General features: G+C 73.7%; 4 protein-coding genes. 3 read left to right on the top strand and 1 reads right to left on the bottom strand.

All coding sequences use genetic code 11. The features are described from left to right. The 3 genes from ACWDX9_RS62780 to ACWDX9_RS62770 all read left to right on the top strand — a co-directional run. The coding region (locus ACWDX9_RS62780) for an SAM-dependent methyltransferase (protein WP_449973366.1) at positions 1-109 on the top strand (109 nt) is incomplete at its 5' end. 2 nt (positions 110-111) lie between these two features. Beyond that, a complete protein-coding gene (locus ACWDX9_RS62775) occupies positions 112-309 on the top strand; it encodes a winged helix-turn-helix domain-containing protein (RefSeq protein ID WP_449973365.1) in 198 nt (65 codons plus the stop codon). Further along, on the top strand, positions 306-1,634 hold the full coding sequence (locus ACWDX9_RS62770; RefSeq protein ID WP_449973364.1) for a sensor histidine kinase: 1,329 nt from the start codon (positions 306-308) through the stop codon (positions 1,632-1,634). Before ACWDX9_RS62775 ends, ACWDX9_RS62770 begins: the two co-directional genes overlap by 4 nt. Before the next feature lie 38 nt (positions 1,635-1,672). Here ACWDX9_RS62770 and ACWDX9_RS62765 read toward each other — a convergent pair whose 3' ends face one another. Continuing rightward, positions 1,673-1,891, bottom strand: a complete 219-nt coding sequence (locus tag ACWDX9_RS62765) for a helix-turn-helix domain-containing protein (protein WP_449973363.1) — start codon at positions 1,889-1,891, stop codon at positions 1,673-1,675. Between the last annotated feature and the right edge of the window lie 52 nt (positions 1,892-1,943).

Here is a 1,943-nt window from a genome sequence, read left to right as displayed (position 1 = left end):
CAAGGACAACTTCGAGGTCGACCGCGACGCCGTACGGCGGGTCGAGAAGGCGATGCCCGAGATCCGCCAGTTGGCCCAGGAAAACCGGGCGTTCCATACACGCTGCTGAAGGTGTTCCTGCGCAACCCGAACCGGGTGCTCAGCCGCGGCGTGATCTTCGACGCGGTCTGGGGGTACGACTTCGGCCCGTCCTCCAACGCGCTGTGGGTCTACATCAGCTACCTGCGGGCCAAGCTGGAGGCCGGGGGCGAGCCGCGGCTGATCCAGACGGTGCGCGGGCTGGGGTACGTGCTGCGGGAGGAGCCGTGACGCTGCGGACCAGGGTCGCCCTGGCCGGGGCGGCCGTGGTGGCGGCGGCCCTGCTGATCGCCTCGCTGGTGGTCTATCCGGCGATGGCGAGCGGGCTGGGCGGCCAGCACGACGGCGAGCTGGTGCTGGCCGCCGGGCAGGCGCCCCAGCTGCTGGCCTCGTTCAAGGCCACCCGCGCGCCCCTGCCGGATTATCCGGTCTCCGTGGGCAACACGCTGCTGCAGTTCTTCCCGCCTCCCGTGCAGCCGGGGCCGACCACCGGTTTCGTCCCGCTCTCCGACAGGGACACCGGGGTCGCGTGGGGCAAGCTCCCGCCGTACTTCCAGGAGGTGAGCTACGGCGGGACGCGCTACCGCGTCTACACGGCTCCGCTGGGCCAGGTCGGTCAGGCGCTGGTACGCACCGCGTTCCCGCTCGACCGGGACGACGACACGCTGACCAGCCTGAAGCTCCTGCTGGGGTCGCTGATCCTGGGCGGCGCGCTGATCGCCGGGATGGGGGCGCGGCTGCTCGCCGGGCGGGTGCTGCGCCCCATCGGCCGCCTGACGGAGGTGGTCGAGCACGTCACCGCCACCCGTACGCTCACCGCGGGCGGGCTCGACGGCAGCGGGCGCGACGAGGTCGCCCGGCTGGCCCGCTCGTTCACCACGATGACCGGCTCGCTGAACGAGTCCCTGCTGGCCCAGCGGCGCCTGGTCGCCGACGCCTCCCACGAGCTGCGCACCCCGCTGACCAGCCTCATCACCAACCTCGAACTGCTGGGCGAGGGGCGCGGCACCGCCGACCCCCAGGCCCCGGCCCTGGTCCACGAGGCCCGCGCGCAGGCCGGCGAGCTGCGGGTGCTGGTCAACGACCTGGTGGAGCTGGCCAGGTACGGCGACGTCCAGATCCACACCGAGGACGTCCGCCTCGACCTGGTCGCGGAGCGCGTGATCGCCAGGGCGCGGGGCCGGGCGCCGCACGTCCGGCTGCGGGACGAGCTGGCCGAGTGCCTGGTCCACGCCGATCCCGACGCCGTCGAACGCGCCGCCGCCAACCTCGTCGACAACGCGATCAAGTGGAGCCCGCCGGGTGGGGAGGTGCTGGTCGAGGTGACCGCGACCGGCACACTGTCGGTCGCCGACCAGGGGCCCGGCATCGCCGCCGAGGACCTGCCGTTCGTCTTCGACCGCTTCTACCGCGCCAAGGCGGCCCGCTCGCTGCCCGGCTCGGGATTGGGGCTGGCCATCGTGCGCCAGATCGCCGAGGCACACGGCGGCACGGTCCGCGCCGAGCCCCTCGCCCGGGGCGTCCGCCTCGTCCTGTCCCTCCCCCTCGCCACCTGATCACCCGCCCGCCCTGAAGGAACGCCCGGCCATGGGCTCTAGCCCGGAGGCACGAGGTCGCCGAGGGAGAGGGCCAGCCAGAGCTGGAGCCGGTGCCCGGGGTCGGTGAGGGGGCGGCCCGAGACGCGTTCGGCGACGGCCAGGCGGCGGCGCAGGGTGTTGCGGTGCACGCCCAGCCGCCGCGCGGCCGTCTCCAGGTTCGACCCCGCCTCCAGGTACGCCCGGAGCGAGTCGACCAGGTCGCCGCGACGTGCCACTTGCGGGCGTCGACCTGGGCCAGCCCCTCGTTCAGCGGATGGTTACCAATCC

The organism is Nonomuraea sp. NPDC003201 (assembly GCF_053590415.1).
The sequence above is the reverse complement of the archived record's forward strand: the minus strand, read 5'-3'. Positions and strand labels throughout refer to the sequence as shown.